This window comes from Chitinophaga sp. YR627 (assembly GCF_900114995.1).
Classification (GTDB): domain Bacteria; phylum Bacteroidota; class Bacteroidia; order Chitinophagales; family Chitinophagaceae; genus Chitinophaga.
Genome location: NZ_FOUX01000001.1, coordinates 223,496 through 241,888 on the forward strand (window position 1 = coordinate 223,496; position 18,393 = coordinate 241,888).

The 18,393-nt window shown below is 47.1% G+C and carries 13 protein-coding genes; 9 read left to right on the forward strand and 4 right to left on the reverse strand.

Annotation, left to right across the window (positions count from 1 at the left end; all coding sequences use genetic code 11):
- Window positions 1-377 precede the first annotated feature (377 nt).
- Both BMZ72_RS00595 and BMZ72_RS00600 read left to right on the forward strand, forming a co-directional pair.
- Window positions 378-650: a UBP-type zinc finger domain-containing protein gene (locus BMZ72_RS00595; RefSeq protein WP_089804222.1), complete on the forward strand. Its 273-nt coding sequence runs from the start codon at window positions 378-380 to the stop codon at window positions 648-650.
- A 162-nt stretch (window positions 651-812) separates the two neighbouring features.
- Window positions 813-1,355 carry a hypothetical protein gene (locus BMZ72_RS00600; protein ID WP_089804224.1) on the forward strand — a complete coding sequence of 181 codons (543 nt, stop codon included), beginning with the start codon at window positions 813-815 and terminating at the stop codon, window positions 1,353-1,355.
- A gap of 53 nt (window positions 1,356-1,408) precedes the next feature.
- Here the strand turns inward: BMZ72_RS00600 and BMZ72_RS00605 are convergent, their stop codons facing one another.
- A complete protein-coding gene (locus tag BMZ72_RS00605) occupies window positions 1,409-1,801 on the reverse strand; it encodes a winged helix-turn-helix transcriptional regulator (protein ID WP_089804226.1) in 393 nt (130 codons plus the stop codon).
- Window positions 1,802-1,920: 119 nt separating this feature from the next.
- Here BMZ72_RS00605 and BMZ72_RS00610 point away from each other — a divergent pair, with 119 nt between their 5' ends.
- Window positions 1,921-2,901, forward strand: coding sequence for an MBL fold metallo-hydrolase (locus tag BMZ72_RS00610; protein ID WP_089804228.1), 981 nt, complete (start codon window positions 1,921-1,923; stop codon window positions 2,899-2,901).
- Window positions 2,902-2,949: 48 nt separating this feature from the next.
- On the opposite strand, the gene BMZ72_RS00615 is transcribed toward BMZ72_RS00610, so the two are convergent.
- Both BMZ72_RS00615 and BMZ72_RS00620 read right to left on the reverse strand, forming a co-directional pair.
- Window positions 2,950-7,251 carry an nSTAND1 domain-containing NTPase gene (locus BMZ72_RS00615; protein ID WP_089804230.1) on the reverse strand — a complete coding sequence of 1,434 codons (4,302 nt, stop codon included), beginning with the start codon at window positions 7,249-7,251 and terminating at the stop codon, window positions 2,950-2,952.
- The gene (locus BMZ72_RS00620) at window positions 7,248-9,320 is read right to left on the reverse strand and encodes a CHAT domain-containing protein (protein ID WP_089804233.1); all 2,073 of its coding nucleotides are present in this window, start codon (window positions 9,318-9,320) and stop codon (window positions 7,248-7,250) included. Before BMZ72_RS00620 ends, BMZ72_RS00615 begins: the two co-directional genes overlap by 4 nt.
- A 318-nt stretch (window positions 9,321-9,638) precedes the next feature.
- Between BMZ72_RS00620 and BMZ72_RS00625 the strand changes: the two genes are divergently transcribed.
- Window positions 9,639-11,468, forward strand: coding sequence for a beta-N-acetylhexosaminidase (locus BMZ72_RS00625; protein ID WP_089804234.1), 1,830 nt, complete (start codon window positions 9,639-9,641; stop codon window positions 11,466-11,468).
- A gap of 284 nt (window positions 11,469-11,752) precedes the next feature.
- Here BMZ72_RS00625 and BMZ72_RS00630 read toward each other — a convergent pair whose 3' ends face one another.
- A complete protein-coding gene (locus tag BMZ72_RS00630; RefSeq protein WP_089804236.1) occupies window positions 11,753-12,511 on the reverse strand; it encodes a hypothetical protein in 759 nt (252 codons plus the stop codon).
- A 717-nt stretch (window positions 12,512-13,228) separates the two neighbouring features.
- Here BMZ72_RS00630 and BMZ72_RS00635 point away from each other — a divergent pair.
- The 5 genes from BMZ72_RS00635 to BMZ72_RS00655 are packed head-to-tail and all read left to right on the forward strand — an operon-like array spanning window position 13,229 to window position 18,363.
- On the forward strand, window positions 13,229-13,843 hold the full coding sequence (locus tag BMZ72_RS00635) for a Pvc16 family protein (protein ID WP_012792858.1): 615 nt from the start codon (window positions 13,229-13,231) through the stop codon (window positions 13,841-13,843).
- A 3-nt stretch (window positions 13,844-13,846) separates the two neighbouring features.
- On the forward strand, window positions 13,847-15,070 hold the full coding sequence (locus BMZ72_RS00640) for a hypothetical protein (RefSeq protein WP_089804239.1): 1,224 nt from the start codon (window positions 13,847-13,849) through the stop codon (window positions 15,068-15,070).
- A gap of 11 nt (window positions 15,071-15,081) precedes the next feature.
- On the forward strand, window positions 15,082-16,479 hold the full coding sequence (locus BMZ72_RS00645) for a phage tail sheath family protein (protein WP_089804242.1): 1,398 nt from the start codon (window positions 15,082-15,084) through the stop codon (window positions 16,477-16,479).
- A gap of 54 nt (window positions 16,480-16,533) precedes the next feature.
- Complete coding sequence (locus tag BMZ72_RS00650) at window positions 16,534-17,475, forward strand: hypothetical protein (protein WP_089804244.1); 942 nt, start codon at window positions 16,534-16,536, stop codon at window positions 17,473-17,475.
- Window positions 17,476-17,517: 42 nt separating this feature from the next.
- Entirely contained in the window at window positions 17,518-18,363 is an 846-nt protein-coding gene (locus BMZ72_RS00655) for a hypothetical protein (protein ID WP_089804246.1), read from the forward strand.
- Window positions 18,364-18,393: the final 30 nt, after the last annotated feature.

The window sequence follows — 18,393 nt, forward strand, 5'->3', positions numbered from 1 at the left end:
CGGGTACATTTCTTCGATGTATACCGCCATTACGCCGCTATTACGCCGTTATTACTTCGCTCCGGAGTGGACCGGTACCGGAATAATAACGGCGTATCTACGTTGTAAAGCGAAGAGAGAGCGCTTATCTGGTTAATACTCAGTGAATTAAAGCTATTCTGAGCGAAGAAGGCTTATAGTCGATTGTAATTCAATGATTTATATGATGTCGTGCTATGTGGAGCTGGTATATAGGGAGGGAGACAATAAGTGGATGTCCGGAGATGAATTGTACAGGAATAAGCCGTTCAATGACAATAAATTCTGTTACAAAAGCTACCGGAATATGTTATCTTGTTAGCTGTTAACGCAATTATATAACATTAATTCCTGTCATTATGCAAGAACAAGAAACCTGTCAACACATCAGAGATATCAAAGAAGTGCAAATAGGCGAGGGGGGCGTATGCGAGGAATGTATCAAAAATGGGGGAGACTGGGTGCATCTGCGTACCTGTCAGACCTGTGGAGAGACGCTTTGTTGTGACCAGTCACCGAATAAACATATGACACGTCATCATCATGCTACGGGGCATCCGGTGATAGCTTCTGCGGAACCCGGGGACCGCTGGCTGTGGTGTTATCCTGATAAGCTGTTTGTAGAATATTAGCCTGAGAGCATACGTAGTTCTACGCATTTTTGGATGCTAACCCTTATCCTGCTACGCAAATTGCCGGATTTGATAGCAGATAATATAAAAAGTGCTTACATTCGTACACATTATATTTTTCTTTTGACCATCCATCTTTAATTCTAAACCAATAATTATACGATGAAAAGGATCATTCTTGTGTCTTCTGTTGCCCTCATGGTAGCTATGGCTGCATGTAAAGGAAAGAACAAAACAGAGAATGCTGATCAACAGGCCCCAAGCTCCGAACAGCAGTCTGAAAGCACTCCAGCTGCCAGCACCCCGGCAAACGAACCTAAAACTTTCGCAATTACTTTCGCCCCGGACTCCGTATACCTGGGTAAGAAAAAAGAAGTGCTGGTTCGTTTGAAAAATGCAAAAGGTATTGAGTTAACTGACCCGGATGGGAAAGTGACCGGTACTGAAATTACCTACGAAATTGAAGTGACCAACAAAAATGCAGTAGGTGGCAATGGTATTTTCTTTAATCCAAACGACTTCCGTCTACAACTGGATAATGGAAATAACCTGACGCACGACAATTACAATACTGTAAACGTTGATGCGGAGTCTACGAAAACTTCAGAAGAAAACAAATTCAAACTGCCAGCGGGTGCAAAACCTAAAAACCTGAACCTGTTTTATGATGAAACAAGGGTTTCAGTTGGCGTTGAAATGAAATAACCGGATATAATCCGTTTTTTACAATAAAGAGCTCTGGCGATTGCCGGGGCTTTTTATTTTTCGGCAGCTTCTTCCTCCCTGATCACACAAGATAAACTACTCTTGATGACGGGTATATTTTCTTTTGCCATCTGCTGATCTCCCCACTCCCGTAAATGATCGATAAATGGTATCAGCAGCTGACTGGACGCCGTCAGCGAATACTCTACACGGGGCGGCATTGACTGAAATACTTCCCGGTGTACCAGCCCGTCTTCTTCCAGCTCACGCAGGGTCTGTGTCAGCATTTTAGTGGTAATATCCTTTATGGCACGACGTAGTTCGCCGTAACGTAATACTTTATACTGATGCAGGTACCAGAGGATCCGGCCTTTATACTTACCACCTATTCTTCTGAATGCGAAATCGACTGCACAGATAGGACCCTCAATATTTTTCTTTGCCATGCGAGCACTTTTTTACGATTGAAAATCAATGTTAGTTACTTTTAAGTATCCTGGATACTTAAAAGTACTTACTTGACTCAAAGATACAACCCCCATACTTTTGACCTAAATATTTGAAGATGGAAAGAAGAACCCTCATAAAAAGAATGGCCATTCTGGGCCTCGGTGCAACATTACCCATACATCAACTGCTGGCCCGTTCCCTGAACAAGGCGGTCGCGCGTCCCTATCATCGCTTTCAGCTGGGAGCGCTCGAAATGACGGTAGTGACGGACGGGCATATTGTGATGAGCCCTGTGCAGGACCATTTTGCCCAGGATGTACCTGCGGCAGAAGTGACAAAATTGTTACAGGATAGTTTCCGTTCTACGAAAGCGGTTGACCTGGGTATGAATATGCTGCTGGTCCGGAAAGAAAAAGAAGTGATACTGATCGATACCGGCGCAGGCTTTGGATTTGGCCCTGACTGTGGCTGGCTGCCGCAGTCACTGAAAGATGCAGGGATAGCTATAAATGACGTAACAAGGATCGTGATCACGCATGCGCATCCGGACCATATCGGCGGACTGTTCAGCAGGGACGGTCAACTGGTCTTCCCGCAGGCACAGGTGTATATGTCGGAAACAGAGCATCGTTTCTGGCTATCGGATAAGCCGGATTTCTCAAAGAGTAAATTTGGAGATAAAGCATTGCTGGCAAAGATACTGGTAGCTACTAAGCAGACCTTAACTGCGCTCAGAGACCGGCTACATTTCTTCGATTACAAGGAAACTTTATTTGGTTGTATACGTTTGCAGCCGGCACCGGGTCATACACCGGGACATACGCTCGTGCGCGTATTTTCAGGTGATGAAGAGATCGTACATATTGCTGATCTGATACATTCTGATGTATTGCTGTTCCCTCATCCCGAGTGGGGTTTTGATGGCGATACTGATTTTACGCAGGCAGCGGATACGCGCAGAAAAGTGCTGGCATCGCTGGCCGCTGATCGTACGACGGTGTTTTCTTATCACCTGCCATGGCCGGGAATCGGGCATGTGCAAAAGAAAGAAGATGGTTTTGCGTGGATCGCCGAAACATATGCATTCCCTGATTGATGTAGTACAACACAAGCAGCACTTATTGCTGCTTGTGTTGTTATATAATTATCGGATAGCAATATCTTCCAGGGCTTTTTCCAGTTCGGCGGAACTAAAGGTTCGCAGCTTACGTTGCGATGAAAGTGCCTCCGGTGTACCTTTTACCCAGAGTTTGAGTTTGAGGCCATTCATGCTCATGATCATGTCTGTATTGGCCGGATTGAAAGCCCATGAGGTATAGTTTGCATAACCACCAAAATTCTCTGTACGATACCCGTTGTTATCATATATGGATAAGGAGCCGCTTTCTCCCGTAATGAGATAGTTTCCGTTTTCAGAGAGTACCACACGTCTTGCGTAAGGAATATTGCCGGGTAATTTCCTGCTGCTCTTCGGCAGACTGAATGCATATAATATTGGCGGATTGCTCAGCTGTGGTCTGATAAAGTTTTTACTGATCTGTTGTTGCTGTACCTGTTGCTGCTGTTGCATCTGTTGCTGTTCGGCCGGTTCCGCCATAAAGAGCAGGGTACGCAGGTTATCGGCGATGCTGACGATGGATACCCTGGAGTAATCTTTCTCCAGTGGTACAAAATATCTTTCTGATACAATCTTATTGCCGGCGCTTCTGGCTAACAGCAGCCTTTTTCCGGATACAGCAATAAATCCGTTACCACCTTTGGCGAGGAAGCTGTTGGGTTCCTGGAAGGTTCTTATCAGCCGGCCGTTGGTCAGGTCATATGCTTCGATTACACCACTCTTTCTGATATATAGCAGAGAATCATTGGAGCTGACTTCTGTATCATCATCATTATTCCCCGATGGGATCACTACAGCTGTCGTGGCACTGACACTCTTCCTGATCTGTACTTCAGACGGTGTGACGACGATGATCCTGCCCCGTGCTGTGTATAAGGCTTTTACCACACTTTCCATTCTTTCAGAAGTGCCCTTTAACGCGCCGTTCGAATTATAGCTGAAGATATTGTTGCGGGTGGTGATCAATGCGCTGTTGTCTACCGGACTGAATTGTGCGGAGAGGATCTTGCCATTGAGCACGATGCCGGTATCTTTGTGATTAGACAGATCGAGCAGCCTGAATTTATTATCTCCCTGTATGGCGAGTACTGTTTTCCCGTTGTCAGCAAAGAAAGCGGAAGAGACATTATCAATAATAAAAGATTCGTAGTATGTATTGCGGTTGTTCAGGGTATCATGAATATAGTTTTTGATCTTCTGGTTGCCACTATCGTACTTCAATGATTCAAGCGCCAGCTGATAGGCCATAGCAGGATCTGAATGCATGAGTGAGCGGGATTTGGTGAGATAGGCAGCAGTTAGTTTGGCATATTCCACTTCCCTGGTTTTGTTCTGAATGATGACCAGCTGTGTCTTCAGCGAGTCGGAATAAGTACGCAATGAGTCAGCCTTTGCCTGTAAGGATAAAGAATATTTTTTTACTTCTTCCTGTGATGAGATCAGTGCATTTTGTTTGATCAGGAGTTCCTTCTTTTGTCGTTCGACAATAGTACGTGCTTTCTTTTCCTGACTTGCGGCGGAATCGGCTTTTTGTCTGGCGATATTAGCTTCTTCGGCGCTTTCACGGGCTCTTTCTGCGGCGACGTTCAGTGACTGATTGAGTTTGGTGAGATCATCTGCGGAGCTTTGTAAACGGTGATTCAGTTCCTGTATCTGCTTTACAGATTTCTCTGATTTATTCCATTGACTGTATACGTAACTGGCTGCTATCAGCAGGGAGAAGAGCCCCAGGGCCAGCAGGATGGTTCTTTGCTTTTGCAGCCGCGTCTTTGCTTTTTCTCCTTTGAGTTTTTCCAGGAGCACGGCTTCTTTTTCGCTGTTCAGTTTAGCGATCGCTTCCTGTTTGCTGAGTTTTTCTTCCAGCAGTTCTTTTTCTCTTCTTTCCTTTTCTGAACTTAGTTTGGCGACAGCTTCCTGACGACTGAGTTTTTCTTCTACGAGTTCCTGTTCCCTTCTTTTCTTTCTGTCTTCGAGTTCGTTTCTGCGCTGGAGGCTTTTCTTTACGAAATTGGTTTCCTGCCGGTTCAACCAGTTGTCGGGCGACTGCATAATATTCAGCAGGGTATTCAGTTTCGGATCGTCATGCCACAGCTTTTTAGGGTTGAGTCTGAACTGTTTGACGGCGTCGGAGAGGTCCTGTTGCAGGTAAAGCAGGTCTTTACCATATTGTTTGATCCAGTCACCGATGAGGTTCCAGGAGCGGATCAGAGAATCGTGGGCAGGCTCGTAGTAGATCTGGCCATTTTCATCCGGCCCGGATACGATCAGGCGGCTGTTCACCAGTTCGTTGAGCACTTTCTGCACCCGTTCATTTTCCACCGGACTTTCATACACCAGGTCTTCCGCAAGGATGCGTTTGGATGCTTTTTCATTGATACTGAGGGACAGCATCCGCAGCATCACGTTTTTGATGGTGTGCTGGGTTTCAGGATCAGAGTTACTATATAGTTTGGAGGCTCTGAGGCGTAGTCCGTCGACAACGCCGCCGATCGCATTGTAATGATCTTCCGTGAGGAAACCGTCATTTGCCCCGCTTTTCTCATACTCGATGTACATCTGTTCCAATGCGTAGGAGAGCAGGGGCAGCGTACCGTTGGACTGCATCACATCACGTACGATATTGTCAACGAGGTAGGTGGGTTTGTATTCGAGTCCGGCGAGATAGGCCGGTTCCGTAATAATCTCTCTGACGGCGCTTTCCATCAGGTCGGGAATGGTCTTTTTGGCTTCGCGCCAGCCGGTAAGAGCTCTTTCAAATTCGTATTCATAATCTGCACGGACGCTGAGCACTATTTTCAGTTGCTGGAGCCTGGGATCGGGACTGTTCTGGACATCATTGAGCAGGTTGATGAACTCTTCACTTTCCTGTGTACTGGCCTGGGTACTGAGTTCTTCGAACTGGTCGATATATATGAGGGCTCTGCCGCCGTCGAGGGCTGTAAGCCGCCGCTGTATTTCCCGGCCGAAGATCATGGGATGTGTGCCGGGTTCACCGTTGATAACGATATATCCTTCTGTTTTCAGCGCAGGAATGATACCAGCTTTGATGATGGAAGATTTACCCGAACCGGAGGGACCTACGATAACGAGCAGGCGTTTGTCTTCGAAAAAGGTCAGCAGTTCCCGGAGGATCATGCTACGGCCGAAGAAGATAGTGGCGTCTTTTTCTTCGTAGGCAGGCAGTCCTTTGAAGGGATTACCCTGTACGGAGGGGTGGATATTCCTGCCCCTGGAAGCGGCTGTTTTCTTTTGTACGATCAGTGGTACGAGGCTATCGTGCGTCAGGGTATAGACTTCGTTGTCTGTTTCCCGGCCACATTTCACCAGTTTACTTTTACTCAGTTCGTTGAGCCACATGCGGGCCGTCTGCTGGTCAATATCCTGTAATTCGGTGAGCCGGAGCGGTTGTTTGGTCTGGGAGCGGGATACAAAATGTTGCAGCAGGAACCAGACGCCACCTGTTTTTCCTTTAGAGACCCGTTCAACGACGGCGTTCAGGTAGCGCGTCAGTACATTTCTGCCATCACCGATCTCCCGGAGGATGTTATGCGTGAAAGCGATATCTGCGTCCGGTGGGGCTTTCTCAGCCGCTTTTTCCCATGCCCAGAAGAGGTAGACCTGGAGATTGGCCAGGTCTACGCGGCTGTCTATTGAGCAGTCGGTCGCTATTTTGGCGGCGCAGGCCCGGTGGTCGGCATCGGGCGTCTGGATATTGTATTTGTCCAGGAGTTTGGATACGGCTTCAGTCGCCTCCGGGATGCTCATAGGCTCTATTTTGACGGAGGCTTTGAAGACCGGCAGACCGGCATCCTGTAATGTTTTGAGGTGGCCGTGGTATTCTTCCCGGACCACCAGGATGATCTTGCACTGTATGTCACTGCTCAGGATCTCTTTTATGATGCCTATAAAGGCCTGAATTTCGCCGTTTGAGCCGAAGATGAATAATTCCTCCAGCTGATCAAAAACGAGGAATATGGGCTTAAAATGCTTCAGGTAGACCCTGCGGATGATCTCCGGTACGGGAGAGGGCGGCGCGGAAGGACTGTCCCCTGCTTCCCGTGAGAGTGTTTCGGTCAGGCTCCGGTTGAGTTCTTCTTTCCGGGTGATCCAGACGGCGTGCCAGTCGGTGCGTCTGAACTTATTGGCCAGACCACATTGAATGAGACTGGTTTTACCGACGCCGGAGACGCCATATACCAGTATGAGATTGGCCGCAAAAGAAAGGTTGTACAGGTGCTCTATTTCTGCGGACCGCCCGCCCCATATGTCCTTGTCTTCCTTGGTATAGGACTCCAGCAGCTTGAAGGGATTTTCCATCAGTTTCATCATGACTGGCTGTTTATGGGTGTGGTGTTTTGTACGGTGACCGGTGTAGCCGCTATTTTTGAGCGGTAGTACGCGAATTCTGCATGCAATTGCAGCAGGCGGTTGGTGATCCTGTTCTTTTCACGGTCTGTTTTGATGGCCATATCCTCGATGAAGCGCAGAGTGGTTTTGGTAATGGTGGAGGCGCCGAGTTCTATATCCTGTGTTTCCGGCAGGATGTGGATGAGTCTTTCGTTACTGGTCAGACTTTTATAGACGATGCCATTGCCTTCGGTGTAGTTGTAGAAATAGAGGTCTACCCCGTCAAACTCGCACTGCACATTTTTATCGATCAGGAAGGGGGAGAGGGACAGGTATTCGAACATCCTGTAGATCTCTTTGACCAGGATCACGGAATAGGATTCTGCATATTCCGGCAGGGATTGCAGTTCCATGACCTCCATTCTGTCGGAGATACGCTGTTCCAGCAACATGTACTTATGGAAGTAGGTCTTTGCGAGTACATTCCGTTTCCGGATAGCCTCTACGTTTTTGATGACAACCATCTTGTATTGCAGGATAAAGAACAGTTCTTTCAGAAGATTGATCAGTCCCCGTTCTATTTCCTTACAATGATGAATATAGGCGGCGGTTGTATTGAGCATAGGCATTTTGGCTTTAATGCCTTTGATCACCATATGAGAATTAAAGAAATTGTTCTCATAGGTGTTGATGCTTTCGAAGTGCAGGTATTCTTTGACAAAAGGTGCGATATCCGGTTCATCTTTCAGGTTTTCCTTTAATACCTGGCTGATGACCTCGATGAAGGAGGTGTAGTCAAAGTCCTGTTCGTTTTCTTTGGTCTGCCGGAAATAGTTTAAGATGATCTCCTTCTGGATAGGATTGAACGCCAGTATTTTCCCGATCTTCTCTTTCATGCCGTATACTTCCAGCAGGTCGGAGAGGATGGTAGCGGCGGCCAGTTTGACCAGTATTTCATAGAAGTTGATCTGCAGGTCGAGAAATTCGGCGTAGTCTTCTTCTGTGAGGAGGTTCTCTTTACTGAAAGAGTACATCCGCTGGAGGAGTTTACCCAGTGGCAGGGGGAAGGTATTGATCAGTTTATCAGCGATATCGCTCAGGCTTTGCGGGTCCTGGATATAGGCTGCATAGAGGTCATTGATCTCTTTCAGCTGGATATTGCGCCGGTTGAATTTATCGTTGATGTTTTCGACTTCGATGAGCACTTCTTTGGCGGAGAGGTCTGACTTGTCGTAGAGGGTGGCGATGAGCGCGTCCCTTTCTTTGGCCAGATTGGCATACAGGCGGCTGGCATTGGCGGCCAGTGCCCGGATCAATTCGTCATTGGGGGCATATTTCTCCTTGTCATCATATTTTTCGTTGAGGTATTGGGTGATCGACCAGTCGTCTGTCAGCGATTCCTTGTAATAGATCCCCCAGGGAAATTCCTGCTGTTCAGTATCCTCCTCCGGATCATCATCCATGACGGCGGCACGTTTTGTACCGATATAGCGATTGGGCCCTTTGGGGAACAGTGCGAAGTGTTCGCCGGAGAGGACGAAGGTCTTTGCAAAGTCGAAGGCTTTTCCGATGGGCCATGACTTGGTCAGGGCGGTGTAGAAGTAGATGGAGAAGTCGGCCGCTACTTTATCGTATACAGGACGTTGTGTACCGATGACGATAGGAACACCTTTCTGCGGATTGGCCGGATCGGGCGTATGCAGTACGTCTATGATCTCTCTGGATGCACAGGCGTTGAGGAATACGAGTTTGATATTAGGGGCGAATGCCATGAGTTCTGCGAGACCTTCTTTTCTAAAGGCGCCATCTTTTGTGAAGAAGAGGGCGAGGCTGTTGCCATGGCCTGAAAAGTGCATGATCTCAATATCTGGACCGTGGTCAGCGAAGTAACGGAATAAGTCATCTTTAGTGGCACTTATAAGAATATCCGGATTTAAGTGCTTTTTGATGTTTCCGAAGTAGGTGTTGATCTCTTTGATCTCCTGTTCGACATAACGTAGCGGTTCTTCTTTCATGTCGTTGGCATACGCCAATAGCGCTATTCTTGACATTTCTCACTAATGTTTTAACCAGGTTGGAAGGATATATTGGGGGTGCTGGGGTACTCTGAAACTTTGCTGTTATTTATAATATGCCAGTATTAAGTTAAGGAATTTAATCGCAATTGAAAAATATAATGGCCAGAGCCAGCTGAACTTTGATTCCCATTAAATTATTTCTATATTGGCTGCTAACGAAGCCCGTTACGGAAAACCAGTATAAATAATATCATAATAGGAGAATATTATGCAATAAGAGGTCTATTCCACAGTTACAGGCATTGCAATCCTACACCAGGCAAATAATTCGTAATCTATTAAAGTAACAAGATGTTAAAAAGAATTGCATCTATTTTAGTCTTTTCTCTGGGAGTGAGTGGCGCTCATGCACAAAGCAACTACTCCATCATCCCGAAACCGGTTGCTGTACAGGCAGCGGTGGGTCATTTTGCATTAGGTAAACAGACCGTACTGGTCGCAGCAAGTGATGCGGCCAGAAAGAATGCAGATCTGTTCAATGAATTTCTCTGGAACCGTTATGGTATCAAGCTGACCGTGACCCGTGAAGCCAGCGGAAAAGCGATCGTACTGGAAGACCAGGCAGATGCGGCAGCACAGGAGGCTTACAGTCTGAATGTGACACCTGACAGGATCACTATCAAGGGTGGCAGCGCAGGTTGTTTTTATGGGCTGCAATCGGTATTGCAGCTGATCGAAACACAGGATGGCGGATTGAGCGTACCGGCAGTCAATGTTAATGACAAACCGGAGTTTGGTTACCGTGGCGTGATGATCGACGTAGCGAGACACTTCTTCTCACTGGATGAAATGAAGAAGATCGTTGACCTGCTGGCGTACTTTAAATTTAACAGACTGCACTGGCACCTGACCGATGACCAGGGCTGGAGACTGGAGATCAAAAAGTATCCGAAACTGACCCAGGTATCCGCGTGGCGTGATTCCAGCATTCTGGGACAGTATGGCGATTATAAGCCATTTGTTTACGACGGCGTGAAACATGGCGGTTATTATTCACAGGAAGAGGCCCGTGAGCTGGTGAAATATGCGGCTGACCGGAAGATCACCATTCTGCCGGAGATCGAATTACCAGGACATAGTACGGCAGTACTGGCGGCTTATCCGCAGTTTGGCTGTAAAGATACCGTGTATCATGTACCAGGTTACTGGGGCGTGCATTATGCGATCTATTGTCCGAAGGAAGAAACCTTCAAATTCCTGGAAGACGTGCTGACTGAGGTAATGGCGATCTTCCCGGGTGAATACATCCATGTAGGTGGCGACGAGGTGCCAAAAGAGCACTGGCAGGAGTCAAAATTTGCACAGAGCCTGATCGCGAAGCAAAAGCTGAAAGATGAGCATGAGTTGCAGAGCTATTTTATTTCCCGTATCGAGAAATTCCTGAACAAGAATGGCAGACGCCTGGTGGGATGGGATGAGATCCTGGAAGGTGGATTAGCCCCTAATGCGACAGTGATGAGCTGGAGAGGAGAGAAAGGTGGTATCGCAGCTGCGAGAATGGGTCATGATGTGATCATGACGCCAAACAGTCACCTGTATATCGATCATTATCAGTCAAAAGATAAACAGAACGAGCCAACAGCTATTGGCGGTTTCCTGCCACTGGAAAGAGTATATAGCTATAATCCCCGTCCTGATTCCCTGACGCCGGATCAGCAGCAGCATGTAATGGGTGTACAGGCGAACCTCTGGACAGAATATATTGGTACCAATAATAAACTGGAGTATATGCTGTTCCCACGTATGCTGGCATTGTCTGAAGTGGCCTGGTCATCGAAAGGGCAGCGCAATTATGACGACTTCTCAACAGCACGTTTGCCTTTACGTTTGCAGGAGCTGGAAGAGATGAAGGTGTTCTATCGTATTCCGGAGGCAAAGGTGACCTTTGGTGCTGATGCAGCTGGCAGAAGAACAGCGGAGATCATTCCTTTTGTAGCGAACAGCAATGTGTATTATACCGTTGATGGTCATAAGGCTGATCAGACAGCAAATCTGTATAACGGCGCAATATTGCTGCCGGTGAAAGGGAAGAGTGAGAAGCCGATGGTGTTGAATTATATTATTGTGACACCAGGTGGTAGAGTGAGCAATATGTTTACGGTGCCGCTGGAGGGTAATTGATCGTTCCTGTAAAGTTTATATAAAGGGCTGGTTGCTTATAGCTACCGGCCCTTTTCTTTTAGTCGTATACTGGCCGTTGTGCAGACAGGCAGTAGCCGTATACAGGGCGTATCAGGGGTGATGAGCTGGACTTGATGGGGAAAGTGTTATTCCGGAAAGAGGTGAGATATACAGGCAATAGGGGGTATGCTGCATTTATGCAGGTCATAAGCTTATATTTTTTGAAATAAGGGTTTTAATGGATGGATACAATCACCGTTATACAATCGCCAGGCATGGGGCGTTTACTCTCTTTGAACGGGATACAGCGGTGTGGATGGCTCTATGGGAAGTGATATGCTTTGTTTAGTTGCGGGGAAGGCGATTCTGTTCAATGAAGCGCTTTTCAGCATATCGCTCTCCGGTTCCTGTATGGCAATGATATCGGCCGCCATGTGTTGTTTGTGCTGAGAGGGGTGTTCATCCCTGCAAGCCTGTACCTGTAACACCACTACGAGTGTTCCTTTACCCGGAACAGATACAGAGAGTGTGGCGCCGGTAAAAGGCTCCCGTGGATCGATTGTTATTCCATCTATATCAGTGGCGATCGCCTGGTGCTTTTTGAAGTCGATACGCGTAGCGATCACCTTTACGTCCCAGGCATGGATGCCTTTGAGCTGGGGCAGTGTCTGTGCAGGGATGTGTAAGTAACCGTCTTCAGTAAATACCGGTGTAACCGCAAAGAAATGACTGATGCCCGTTGCTGCATTGAAGCGGAAGCCCGGGATATTAGTCAGGTTGTTTACATTGGCGTTGACCAGCGCAGCGGTGAGCCGGGTGACGTGTGTGCTGTCACATGAGATGTCCAGTTCACCATAAATGGATCTGCGGAGCAGGGCGCCGCGTTTACTGGCGATACCGAAGCGTTTTGCTGCGCTACGGGTGGCTTTTGTCTGCCGCACCTTTTGGGGCATGCTGCGGAGATAATATTTCCCGTTACGCCGGTAGCCGATCATGTTACCGAGCCGGCCGGTAAAGGGGAAGATGGATGTTTGTAATGCCATTGGCAAATTGTATTGGTTGATATAAATGTATGGTAGCAGACTGCGAGATCCGGCGGTGTGCATTAGTTGTTATTAAAAGTGAAGACGAACATGGGCAGAGGATCTTGAATCGCGAGGCGGTGGAGGATAGATGAAAATGAAGGGACCTTTCCCGGTGATTGCATAAATGAGAAAAATGTTTCGCACGAACCGGTAAAACCATATATCAATCCGGTACTAAGAGAAGGGAAGAGTTTTATGAAAAAGGAGGGCTTAAAAAAATCGGTTTTACAGCAAAAAAGGGCGGCGTATCTGCCCCTAAAAACCTGCTGCGTACTTGTACGCAATTTCTACTCCCCCGTATTTTAAAGTTTGTTATTTCGGGAATAATACCTAGTTTTACATTCTCTATGGTAATCGTGTGTTATGCGTTTGAAGAACTCCAAAATGTAAATTAATTAGAAGACAATTTTTTAATTACCCCGAAAAGAAAAATCATAACAGAAAAGAAGAACTTGTAACTCTTGATGCGCTGCAGTCACCGCAACATGTGCATTATGGTCATTAATTACACCCCCAAAAGAAATCCGTAATTCAGAATGCTGCATGTGCTGTACAGGAAGACTGGTACACCATTTTCCTCATCAACCGTATCCATAAAGAATACATCATATCGAGTATGCAGCCGCTGGCAATAGCCATTGGCCTGATCTCCGTGTCTTGATTAAAATCATAACCATGATCTTCACTGCTTTTAAGTTATTAAAAGACCAGTTAGATAGTTATATCCAGTCCTTTAACCCTATGGGAAACGACCCCGAAAGCCATGTAGTACTGGACAATGTAGCTACGCTGGAAACACCTGACAGACCCCCGGGCGCAGAAGAACGAATCATTCTGAGCATGGTGAATATAGAAGAGGAAGCAACCCTCAAAAACAGTTCGCATTTTTACAGAAATGCGCAGGGTATTGCCTATCATAATCCTCCCATTTATCTTAACCTGTACATGTTGGTGTCGGCACATTATAAGAACTACGAAGATGCGCTGTCACGACTCTCTCAGGCTATTCAGTTCTTTCAGGGTAAGAGTAGTTTTACACTGAAGAACTCACCCAACGAAGTCCTGATCAATAGTGGTCAGGCGCTGGATGACCTGCAGTTACACCTGGAACTGTTTTCCCTCTCATTTGAACAATTGAATCATCTATGGGGTGCATTGGGTGGTAAACAAATGCCGAGTGTCTTGTACAAAGTAAGACTTGTGAAGATCACAGAGAACAGGATAACAGGACTTGGTACTATTGTGGAGCAAATCCAGTCCAAAGACAGTATTGCTTTCCCCAAATCATAATGAATGGCTTTTCAGATTACATACAGGCGCCTGGCAGTCGTAAATATGTTGCACAGCTTCTACCTCGATAAAGAAGGCAGCAACTATTACAGTCTGTCACAGGAGGACCAGGAGTTCAGATTGGCCGATCTCCTTATGGACAACCGGTACAATCTGATGGATGATGTAAGCATCACCCCTACACCTGCAACGGAAAAAATATTAAAAGGACAACGTATCGTGTACCGTCAGACTTCCACCGGGATCGTACTGGGTGTCGCTTCAACACCGGGTACTAATGGTGCATTGACAACTGCGGTACCACTGGATGGGCAAACGCGCTTACAGTTTCTGATACGGTTAAAGAACGCCGCACTGGTGTCGCGCAGCAATCTGCGTATCAATCCCGTATTCCCTTCGGTTTATTATTTCACCAATGACGATACGACCAGTGGTAAATCTTTTCCCTCACTTTCTGCTGCCGTTCAGGCGATCACTGACGGAAGGACCTATGAAATGGGAGAGACCGCGGTGGTGAACGGAAACGTATCTCAGGCCATTGCACGCACGAGCAGTGCTGCGACAGGCTGGGTCAACACAGATGATTTTCATTATATCAACGAATATGACCGGATACTGCTGCCATTGAAATTTCCATACACTTTCGATCAGCAGGGAATAGAGCAGGCCACGTTTACATTGCTGAAGGACGCAGATGAAATCAAAACACTGCCGTTTCAGCAGGTGGGTGGTTTACGTGATGCATTGCTTGACTTCACCGGTACACCGGATGGTATCTATACATTGAAGATCGCCGGTAGTAATAACTATAACCGCAGTTACACGATCTATCTGCATGCGAAGCTTTATCAGAGAGATGCCTGGGGTGTGCTCGATCTGGTGATGCGTCCTGCGGATACCGCGTTCCAGCTGATAGACGCAGCTGGTTTGCTGACCCTGCCTGCTGCGCCTGTGTTTGAGTTACGTTTTGCCAGCAGGGCAACCTACTGGAAATATTATCTGCAGAAGGGTGATACGCCGGGGGCAGATAGTAACTGGGATGAAATATCTCCCGCTCCGCCAGGCATCAGAAAGGTGATCATCAGCAAACAGCCTTATCCGCTGATGCAATCCTATCGTAAAGTGAGCTACGCGGCTGTCAACCTTCCTAATCCGGATGGAGAACTGATCAGCAAACAAGGCGATCTTATATGTTCTGAAATTTTACTTCCTAAAATGAAATTATAAATCGATCAACTATGGCAAACACATATTATACACCAGGCGTGTATATTGAAGAAGTCTCCAAGTTCCCCCCGTCCATCACCGCAGTAGAAACAGCAATTCCTGCATTTATCGGCTTTACACAGACAGGCACCGTAGATGGTAAAGAGATCTATGGTACACCTGTACGTATCAGCTCACTCCTGGAGTATGAGAACATCTTTGGTGGTCCTCAGCCGGAAGTGAACCTGATCGTTACCATCACTACCAGCGATACTTCAGGTACCCGTTATACGGTGAGTTATGATCCTGCTGACGGCAAGGGGCTGTCCAAACACATTATGTATTATGCGTTACAGCAGTTCTACGCCAATGGTGGCGGTCCATGCTGGATCATCTCTGTAGGTCCGTACCAGGATTTCGGTACGCCTATTATCGATCAGGACATATTTATGGATGCACTGACCGAACTGAGAAAACAGGATGAGCCTACGCTGATCATTTTCCCTGAAGGACAGAACATGCCGCAGGATACCTACAAAACATTGCTGGAGGCTGCGCTGACACAGTGTTATGATCTGAAAGACCGTTTCGTGATCATGGATATCTTTGACAATGGTCTTACGCTGAAAACAGAAGGCGAGATCCTGGCTGCTGCACAGGAATTCAGAGATGCGATCAATTCTCCTTATCCAAGCTATGGAGCTGCGTATTTCCCTAACATCCGTTCTACTTTCGATTATGCATATGATGAAAGTACCGTGGTGATCGTAGGTGGTAGTGCCGCTAATTTCGGAGGACTGAACAGTCTTGAAAAGTCGAATGTTAAACTGGCCATTGCCAACTATTCTATCATTCTGCCGCCATCTGCTTCTGTTGCTGGTGTATATGCCCGCGTTGACAATTCCCGTGGTGTGTGGAAAGCGCCGGCCAACGAAGGGCTGCTGGCAGTATCCGGTGTAACCTGTGATATCAGCGATCAGATCCAGCGTAATCTCAACGTAGATGTAAACGCAGGTAAGTCTATTAATGCCATCCGCTTCTTCTCCGGCAGAGGTATTAAAATATGGGGCGCCCGTACTCTGGATGGCAACTCCAATGAATGGCGTTACGTATCCGTTCGCCGTTATTTCAATATGGTGGAAGAGTCTACCAAAAAAGCTTCTGAAGGTTTTGTATTTGAACCGAATGATGCGAATACCTGGGTGAAGGTAAAAGCGATGATCGAGAACTTCCTGATCAATCAGTGGCGTTCCGGTGCACTGGCAGGCGCTAAACCTGAGCATGCATTCTATGTGAAGATCGGTATCAATGAAACGATGACTGCATTTGATATCCTTGAAGGAAAGATGATCATCGAGATCGGTCTGGCTGTAGTACGTCCGGCAGAGTTCATCATCCTGAGATTCAGTCACAAGATGCAGGAATCCTGATCACCTGATAACCCCGGTAACAACAAACCATAAACCCCAGAAAATACACCACATATGAGTGACTTTAAACCTCCGGTAGAGACACCGGTAGTACAGTGTGCCCCACCTTCTCCGTCTCAGTTCGATCTGCTGATGAAAGACTACGGCGTAGTGCTGAAAACCGAACAGCAGCAGAAATCAGCGGCGCTTGAAGCTGAGGTCATCAAGACCAATACCGCCAGTCAGGTGGTATGCGTTGAGCGTAAAGTCAATGAAAAGTTCGCACGTGCTGTGAAGGAGTACAACTTCCTCAGCAACTGCGTGACCGTATACACCGGTCAGGACCTCGAAGGACTGACCAGCACTGTCGCACTTGCACAGGCAAAATATACAGGCATAAAAACGTCTTTTGATGCGGCCGTTGCTGCGATCAAGGCAGCTAAACAGAAGGCTGGTCTGGTGAATACACTGGCTGGTAAACTGAAAGACGCTGTAGCTGATTCCTGTAATTCAGAAGAGCTGAAGCTGATCCGCGAGAATCTTTCCAAGGGAGGTCCCGGCAAAAAGAACATCGAAGACAGCGTGCAGGAATTCGTGGCTTATGCAGAGAAGATCAATAACCAGGCTGACGACGTTGTACAGGCTGCGGTAAAAGTAGCCGGTATTAATGCCTTTGTCAATGTAGATAATCTGGCAACGCTGATCGCTACTGCAAAGACAGACGGTACGAACCTCATTACGGACGTGGAAACCAACGTTAAGAATTCCCAGAAGAAATATGATGATTCCCGCAAGCCGCTGGGCGACGCATTGAAAGAACTCAGCAAAGCCAGCACCCTGAAGAATATCGCATGGGTGGTGAAAGATGCTGTGGCAGATGCGGCGAAGTTTGTTGAGGAGAAAAACTGTAACGGCGGTGGCTGTAAAAAACTGGACGATATCTCAGAACAGGCGGAGCATGCATTTGACTGCAACAACTGTGACGAACAACCGGCTGAGCAGCAGAACGAAAGCTAACGCATTCCACATTATTTAAAACCGTTTACAATTTACATCATCATGGCATCCAATAACGATACCGTTCAACAATATCTTGACCGCCTCAAAAAAGACTGTATTGAGGCTGATCAGGAACTCAATAATGCCAGGGCCCAGGAGGCATTCAAAAAAAGTGCGCTGGACAAAAAGAAGCGCTGGTCAGATGTGCTGAAAGACATTCTGGCAACCATTACGGAGACCAACCGGCTGGGTATGATCTATCTCGGTACGCTGGGTAGAACGCGCAAGTACAACAAGAAAACGGGTAAGAACGCGCAGCTCTGTATCGAGGCGATCAAGATCCTCATCTGCGAAGCAAAACAGCTGCTGGATTGTTCTGAGGTACTGAAAGGCCAGATCAAAGTACTGACCGATCGTATCGACAACAAGATCCCATCCAAAGGACCGAACTCTATCATCGCTAATCTGACTGCACTGAAAACAGCAGAAGACGATGCACTGAATGCGATCAAAGATGCGATCAATGCATTGCTGATCACCTATCGTCAGGAAGAAGAGCTCTGGGGCCTGCTGGCAGGAGAAAAAGGGCTGCTGTTCCAGGTAGATGGTTCTTATAAACTGGTGACTGACGGTAAGAAACCGGATCTGGAAGATTGTGCTTCCTGTCATCCGCAGAAGACGCCGTTGTTCCCAATGGACGATGAAGCCTGCGATTTCTACACCAAAACGAAACATCAGTACGAATCCACCCTGGATGAACTGAAGGATCTGCAGAAAGATGTAGAAGTGGTTTCCTGCAAACGTGAATTTGCCCAGGCCCGTAAAGATGCACTGGACAAAGCATATGCAGCCGCACTGGCAGCAAAATCCTGCGAGACAACTCCCGCACCGGCAACTAAGAAATAACAAAGATTTCCATATTCAATCATAACAGTA